Origin of the sequence: Duganella vulcania (assembly GCF_009857655.1) — a bacterium.
In the GTDB taxonomy this organism is placed as follows: domain Bacteria; phylum Pseudomonadota; class Gammaproteobacteria; order Burkholderiales; family Burkholderiaceae_D; genus Rugamonas; species Rugamonas vulcania.
This window is the reverse complement of sequence record NZ_WWCX01000162.1, coordinates 1-7067: the sequence shown is the minus strand read 5'-3', so window position 1 is coordinate 7067 and position 7067 is coordinate 1. Positions and strand designations below refer to the sequence as shown.

Genomic DNA, 7067 nt, shown 5'->3' with positions numbered 1-7067 from the left:
GCCGCGCTGCGCTGGCGCTCGAAGCTGACTGGCGCGCCCTGGCCGTGCGGCCGCGTGCCGACCCCGCCCCAGCCCAGCCGCGCCTCCAGCGGCCGCACCAGCTGGAAGCCCAGCTTGCGGATGAAGCCGGGCGTGCTGTTGGCGTTGGCCACGCCGTACACCGCGTCGTAGCCCTGCTCGCGGGCGCTGTCGTAGGTCAGCGCGGCCAGCCTGGTGAACAGGCCCTTGCCCTGGTAGTCCGGATGGGTGGCGGTGTTGAGCGACAGCAGCACGCGCACGTCCTGGCCGCCGATGCGCGCCACCCCCGGCACGCACACGTAGTGCGCGGCCAGGCGCTCGCCGTCCCAGGCGTCGTAGCCGGCCGCCGCGCCGTCCGGATTGTCGGCGTACAGCCAGCGCAGGTAGGCCGGCGTGAACTTGGAGGCGTCCGGGAAGCAGGCGGCGAACAGCGCGCCGTACTGGGCCAGCGCGGCCTCGTCGTAGCGCACCGGCGCGAAGGTCAGGGTGGGAGTGGCGATGTCAGCAGTCATTTGAATACCCAGAATTTACTCAACAGGAAACCGTTGGCGGCCACCACCGGCAGCGAGACCAGCTTGCCGGCCAGCGGGCTGCCCAGCAGCGCTTGCGCCAGCGCCACCAGCAGCAGCGTCAGGCCGTAATTGATCGCCACCACCACCAGGTAGCGCCACATGCTGTGGCTCTGGCTCAGGCGTGCGAAGGTGACGCGGGCGTGGAAGGCGTAGTTGACCACCAGCCCGGCCACGAAGCCGAGGCTGGCCGCGGTCAGCGGCGGCAGGCCGGCGCGCAGCGCCAGCTGCATCAGGCCGATGTCGATCAGCGCGGTCAGCACGCCGCCGGCCACGAAGACCAGGAACTGGCGTTGCAGGAACATCTGTTTAACCATGAAGAATGCGATCCGAGGGCCGAAGGGCTGCCATTTTAGCAGCGTCCGCCCGCGGCGGGGGCAAAGCGGCGGGCCGCTGCGGTGTGCGGCACAAGCGGACTCCTGTACAATTTCGCCACCGATCCCTACAGATGCTCAATTGAACCCCTTTCCCCAGCACCGTATCGCCATCGTTGTCCCGTGCTACAACGAAGCCCTGACCATCGCCGCCATCGTGCGCGACTTCAACGCCTGCCTGCCGGGCGCGCCCGTGTACGTGTTCGACAATAACTCCAGCGACGACACCCAGGCCGTGGCGCGCGCGGCCGGCGCCATCGTGCGCAGCGTGCGCCAGCAGGGCAAGGGCAATGTGATCCGCCGCATGTTCGCCGACGTCGACGCCGACGTCTACGTGATGGTCGACGGCGACGACACCTACGACGCCAGCGTGGCGCCGCAGCTGGTGCGCCGGCTGCTCGACGAGAGCCTGGACATGGTGGTCGGCACCCGCCACAGCGACGAGCAGGAAGCCTACCGCTTCGGCCACCGCTTCGGCAACCGCCTGCTGACCGGCTGCGTGGCGGCCGTGTTCGGCAACACCTTCACCGACATGCTGTCGGGCTACCGCGTGTTCTCGCGCCGCTACGCCAAGTCCTTCGCGGCGCACGCGGCCGGCTTCGAGACCGAGACCGAACTGACCGTGCACGCGCTGGAACTGCGCATGCCGGTGGCCGAGGTGCCGACCCGCTACGGCGCGCGGCCGGAGGGCTCGGTCAGCAAGCTCAACACCTACCGCGACGGCGTCCGCATCCTGTGGATGATCGTCAAGCTGTTCAAGAACGAAAAGCCGCTGCCGTTCTTCGGCCTGGGCGCCGGCCTGTGCGCGCTGCTGGCGCTGGTGCTGGCCGAGCCGCTGGTCGCCACCTATCTGCGCACCGGCCTGGTGCCGCGCCTGCCGACGGCCGTGCTGTGCACCGGGCTGGGCATGCTGAGCGTGCTGTCGCTGTCGTGCGGCCTGATCCTCGACACCGTCACCAAGGGCCGCATCGAGCAGAAGCGCTTCGCCTACCTGGCGGTGCCGGCGCCGCGCCCGGCGTCCGACGCCTGACCCATGCTGGCGCCGCGCGTCCGCCTGCAGTTGCTGCGCTTTGCCGTGGCCGGCGTGGCCGGGCTGGCGGTCGACGTGCTGGTGCTGTACCTGGCGCTGGCGCTGGGCAGCGGCTTCCACGCCGGCCGCGTGCTGTCCTTCCTGTCGGCGGTGTGGGTCACGTGGCAGATCAACCGCCGCTACACCTTCGACGCCGCCACCGGCAGCGCGTGGCGCCAGTGGTGGCGCTACGTCGGCGCCATGGCCTTCGGCGGCGCCGTCAACTATGGCGTCTCGGCCGCCGTCATCGCGCTGATGGCGCACTGGCCGGCCGCCGCGCCGCTGCAGCCGGCCGCGCCGTTGCTGGCGGTGTGCTGCGGCACGCTGGCCGGCCTGGCGCTGAACTTCCTCAGCGCCAAATTCCTCGTGTTCCAGCGCTGAGCGGCCCGGCTCAGGGCCGCGGCGCGGCGGCGTCCACGGTTTCCAGGCTGTACAGGCCGATGCCCAGCTTGCGCTGGTCGCTGCCGTTGCCCAGTTCCTGCGGCGAGGTCGGCTTCGGTACCTTGATGGTGATCACGCGCGCCGTGCCGTCGGTGCTGAAGCGCAGTTCCTTCATGCCGTGCGTGCCGTCCGCGCGCAGCGGCACGGTCTGGCCGCCGGCCGTGACCTGGAAGTCCAGGCCGGCGTTCGGCCCGTAGGCCGCCACGTCCAGGCGCAGCAGCAACTGCTTGGGCAGCGGCTGGGCGAAACGCAGCGTGACCAGCTCGCCGTCGGACCAGCGGCCCCAATGCTCCATGCCCGACAGCCCGGTGCTGCGCAGGGTGTTGTCCTCGGCCTCGGCGAAACGGTGCTGGCGCGCTTCCTCCGGCGGCACGAGGCGCGCCAGCGTGAAGCCGCGCATGCCGCTGTGGCGCACCGCGCCGGCCGGCAGCGGATAGTCGCCCACCACCAGCAGCCAGGCGTGCGGCTGCGCCAGCGTCTCCGCCGGGATCGGCTGGCCGGGCGGCACCTGCAGCACGCTGGCCTCGACGCTGTCGACGAAGAAGCGGCTCTTGAGCAGGTTGCCGGCGTCGTCGCCGATGATGGTCAGGTGCTTGAGTTCCTCCGGCGCCAGGTAGTGGTGCGCGAACTGGCCGGCCTTGACGAAGGCGTCCGCGTGCTGCGCCATGCGGGTGTACTGGTTGAGCTTGACGCCCGAGACCACCACCACCAGCGGCGTGACGATGTAGACGAACCAGCGCGCGGCCTGGCGCGGCTGGACGATCCACAGCAGCAGCGCCGCCACGCCGAAGGCGGTCAGCCCGAGCATGCTGCCGTGGTCGCGCGTGATGCCGTACAGGGTCGGGCTGTCGATGTAGTTGGGGGTGTAGGCCGGCACCAGGTAGCGGCAGGCCGCCCAGGTCGCCAGCAGCAGCGGCAGCGCGGCCAGCAGGCGGCCGCGCCAGCCCACGCCGGGGCGCGGCGCCGCCAGCTGGGTGCCGGCCAGCATCAGCATCAGCGGCAGCGCGAAATCGTAGTAGCGCATGTGCAGGCGCACGCCGCTTTCGCCGCCGCCGCCGGCCACCAGCGCCGTGAACAGCGCGGTCACCGCCACCAGCGACGGGATCATCAGCGCGGCGTAGGCCAGCAGCGTGTTGCTGCCGCGCGCGGCGCCGTTGCGCTGGACGCGGCTGGCGCACAGCAGCGCGGCGGCCGCCAGCGGCATGCCGCACATCAGCACCAGTCCCATCAGGTGGCCCTGCAGGCTGGCCAGCGCCAGCTGGATCAGCACGCCCACGCCGGGCCGGCTGTGCGCCTGGTTGGAATAGAAGGTGCCCAGCAGGTAGAGGCCGTTGCGGCCGGCGTACAGGTAGCCCACCGACCAGCGCACCGCGGCGGCCGTGGCCAGCGCCACCGCCACCAGCAGCAGCGCCTGGCGCAGCCAGCGCCAGCCGTCGCCGGCCTTGCGCTGGGCGAAGGCGGCGTAGGCCAGGTACACCACGTAGGCCGGGATCAGGAACAGCGCGTGCACCTTGACCATCGCCATCAGGCCCAGGATCGCCGAGCTGAGCATCACGGCGCGGACGTCGACCCGGCCCAGGCCGCGCAGCACGGTCCAGCTGAACAGCCAGAAGCCGAAGAAGTACATGGCTTCCGGCATGAAGTAGGCGGTGTAGCTATTGGTTGGCGCCAGCACGGCCAGCAGCGCGATCACGGCGGCCAGGCGGCGCGGCATGTACTGGCGCGCGATCAGGTACAGGAAGGGCGTGCTGCCGACGTAGAACACGGCGTTGATCAGGCGCGCGCACTCGAGGAAGCCGTCGCCGCAGAAGCTGGTCAGGCGGTACACCGTGTAGTACAGGTAGGACGGCACCGGCGTGTCCTTGAACGGCGTCAGGCGGGTGAAGCTGCTGTACGACCATTCGTCGCCGAACACGGTCGGGTACAGGCCGATGTTGCGGAACACCAGGTACAGGAAGATGGCCAGCAGCGCGAGCGAAAACAGGACCGGATCGGACAGGCGGGGAATGCGGGCGGCAAGGCGGTGGAGTGGGCGCATGGGCTATCGAATGGGTTGGAGTGGGGCGACCGCAACGCGGCCGCGCCTGGCGGCCGCGCGCTGCGGCGTCAGTTGCGCACGAGTGTGCTGCGCGTCAGGCGCACGCGGCCCTGCAGCGGCTTGCGCGGCACCGAGGCGATGTCGTAGGCCAGGAAGGCCAGCAGCAGCTGCATGCCCATCAGGATAGGCATGGCCGACAGCATGACCGTGCCGGCCGCGGTCGGCAGGCCGGCGCGGGCCGAGTCGATCCAGTGCAGGCCGCCGTAGACGCTGCCCGACACCAGCATCAGCGCGCCCAGCGGCAGCTCGATCGAGGCCAGCGACATATTGCGCAGGTAGTAGTTGTAGAACACCCGCTTGCAGAAGTTGCGCACGTGCTTGGCCATGAACTCGGTGACGATCTTGGAAATCTTCAGGTTGCTGACCTCGTCGCCGTAGACCGCGTCCATCGGCACGTCGTGCACCACCGCGTTCAGCGTGTTGAGGCGGAACAGCATGTCGGTCTCGAAGAAGTAGCGCTTGCTGATCTTGTGGAACGGCAGGTGGCGGGCGGCGTCGCGGTGGATCGCGGTGTAGCCGTTGGTCGGGTCGAACAGGTCCCAGTAGCCGGACGACAGCTTGGTCAGCAGCGACAGCATGGCGTTGCCGAACAGGCGCATCGGCGGCATGCTGCCGATCTGCTCCAGGTCGAAGAAGCGGTTGCCCTTGGTGTAGTCGGCCTCGCCGGCCAGGATGGGGGCGATGAAGGCCGGGATCAGCCCCGGGTCCATCTGGCCGTCGCCGTCGACCTTGACCATGATGTCGGCGCCGTCGGCGATGGCGGCCTGGTAGCCGGTCATGACGGCCCCGCCCACGCCCTGGTTCTCCGCATGCTCGACCACCACCACGCGCGGGTCGGTGTTATGGGCGCGCACATAGGCGCCGGACTGGTCGGGGCAGCGGTCGTCGACCACGTAGATGCGGTCCACCTCGGGGCCGATCGCCGCCAGCACGCCGAGGATATGGCGCGTCACTTTGTAGCTGGGAATGACGACGGCGACGGACGGGGATTTGGTTTGCTGCATAGTCTTCGGTGGCTTCGGTGGTTGAGGGGGCGTCAATGCGGGGGCGTTTAAGGTACGGGGCGGCCATCGGTGCGGCAAGTGCCGTTACAGCCGGTTACATATAAGGCAAGTATAATCCGCCGTGATTATACGGCAGGTCTGCGATAATGTTCGCCCCAGCAATCTTTTTGTTGACAGCGGCGACCGGGCCGGTCCCCTATCGAGGTTATTCATGGTTTTCAGTTCCGCCACGTTCTTATTCTATTTCTTCCCCCTGTTCCTGTTCTTGTATTACGTGCTGCCGTGGAAAAACGGCGTGCTGCTCATCGGCAGCCTGCTGTTCTACGCCTGGGGCGAGCCGCGCTTCGTGCCGCTGCTGCTGGCGTCGGCGCTGCTGAACTACGGGGTGGGCTGGCTGATCAACGCCGCCCGGGGCGAGCGCCGCCGCCAGGCCATGCTGGTGCTGGGCGTGGCGGCCAACCTGGCGTTCCTGATGTATTACAAATATATCGGCTTCTTTGCCGGCATCTACAACCAGCTGGCGCAGCCGCTGGGCCACGGCGTGACGGTGCCGGCCGTGGTGCTGCCGCTGGGGATCTCGTTCTTCACCTTCCAGGGCATCTCCTACCTGATCGACCTGTACCGCCGCGACATCGAGGTGCAGAGCAGCTTCTGGCGCTTCGCCATGTACAAGGCCATGTTCCCGCAGCTGATCGCCGGCCCCATCGTGCGCTACCGCCAGATCGCCCACGAGATCGAGCACCGCGACCTGCCCAACGCCCGCATCTGGGCCGGCTTCCGCCAGTTCATTGTCGGCCTGGCGCAGAAGATGTTGATCGCCAATACCGTGGCGCTGTCGGCCGACCGCCTGTTCGGCCAGGACCCGTCGCAGCTGACCACGGCCGGCGCCTGGATCGGCATCGCCTGCTACACCATCCAGATCCTGTTCGACTTCGGCGGCTACTCCAACATGGCGATCGGCATCGGCCACATGCTGGGCTTCAGCTACCCGCCCAACTTCGAGCGCCCGTACGCCTCGCTGTCGATGACGGAATTCTGGCGCCGCTGGCACATCAGCCTGTCGTCCTGGTTCCGCGACTACCTGTACATTCCGCTGGGCGGCAACCGCCACGGCCCGCTGCGCACCTACCTGAACCTGGGCCTGGTGTTCCTGCTGTGCGGCCTGTGGCACGGCGCCGCCTGGACCTTCGTGATCTGGGGCCTGTGGCACGGCGCCCTGCTGGTGCTCGAGCGCCTGGGCCTGGGCGCGGCGCTGGCGCGGCTGCCGGCGCTGGTGGCGCAGGCCTACACGCTGCTGATGGTGATGCTGGGCTGGGTGTTCTTCCGCGCCGACAGCGTGCCGCACGCGCTGTCCTTCCTGCGCACCATGGCCGGCCTGCAGCCCGAGGCGGCCGCGCCGCACCCGTGGCAGCTCGACTTCACCGCCTCGTCGGCCCTGGCGCTGGCGATCGGCGCGCTGATCGCCACCGTGCGCCTGCCGCGCCAGACGCTGGA

Annotated in this window: 7 protein-coding genes; 3 read left to right on the top strand and 4 right to left on the bottom strand. The window is 69.2% G+C overall.

The features are described from left to right. Window positions 1–530, bottom strand: a 530-nt coding sequence (locus GTP90_RS34105) for a GNAT family N-acetyltransferase (RefSeq protein WP_161087676.1), incomplete at its 3' end; no start/stop codon positions are given. Beyond that, window positions 527–904: a GtrA family protein gene (locus GTP90_RS34100; RefSeq protein WP_161087675.1), complete on the bottom strand. Its 378-nt coding sequence runs from the start codon at window positions 902–904 to the stop codon at window positions 527–529. The genes GTP90_RS34100 and GTP90_RS34105, both read right to left, overlap by 4 nt. Before the next feature lie 139 nt (window positions 905–1043). Between GTP90_RS34100 and GTP90_RS34095 the strand changes: the two genes are divergently transcribed. Both GTP90_RS34095 and GTP90_RS34090 read left to right on the top strand, forming a co-directional pair. Continuing rightward, window positions 1044–1991 (top strand): glycosyltransferase family 2 protein, encoded by a 948-nt coding sequence (locus tag GTP90_RS34095; protein WP_254452177.1) that lies wholly within the window; start codon window positions 1044–1046, stop codon window positions 1989–1991. Window positions 1992–1994: 3 nt separating this feature from the next. Continuing rightward, window positions 1995–2411, top strand: coding sequence for a GtrA family protein (locus GTP90_RS34090; protein WP_161087673.1), 417 nt, complete (start codon window positions 1995–1997; stop codon window positions 2409–2411). Window positions 2412–2421: 10 nt separating this feature from the next. On the opposite strand, the gene GTP90_RS34085 is transcribed toward GTP90_RS34090, so the two are convergent. Together GTP90_RS34085 and GTP90_RS34080 are read right to left on the bottom strand one after the other, a co-directional pair. Beyond that, window positions 2422–4509, bottom strand: coding sequence for an ArnT family glycosyltransferase (locus GTP90_RS34085; protein WP_161087672.1), 2088 nt, complete (start codon window positions 4507–4509; stop codon window positions 2422–2424). 68 nt (window positions 4510–4577) lie between these two features. Continuing rightward, complete coding sequence (locus GTP90_RS34080; RefSeq protein ID WP_161087671.1) at window positions 4578–5573, bottom strand: glycosyltransferase family 2 protein; 996 nt, start codon at window positions 5571–5573, stop codon at window positions 4578–4580. Between the two features lie 211 nt (window positions 5574–5784). Here GTP90_RS34080 and GTP90_RS34075 point away from each other — a divergent pair. Then, window positions 5785–7067, top strand: a 1283-nt coding sequence (locus GTP90_RS34075) for an MBOAT family O-acyltransferase (protein WP_161087670.1), incomplete at its 3' end; no start/stop codon positions are given.

Coding starts and splice junctions, on each gene's coding strand:
- GTP90_RS34090 (WP_161087673.1), top strand. CDS start 1,995: ATGCTGGCGCCGCGCGTCCGCCTGCAGTTGCTGCGCTTTGCCGTGGCC.
- GTP90_RS34085 (WP_161087672.1), bottom strand. CDS start 4,509: ATGCGCCCACTCCACCGCCTTGCCGCCCGCATTCCCCGCCTGTCCGAT.
- GTP90_RS34100 (WP_161087675.1), bottom strand. CDS start 904: ATGGTTAAACAGATGTTCCTGCAACGCCAGTTCCTGGTCTTCGTGGCC.
- GTP90_RS34080 (WP_161087671.1), bottom strand. CDS start 5,573: ATGCAGCAAACCAAATCCCCGTCCGTCGCCGTCGTCATTCCCAGCTAC.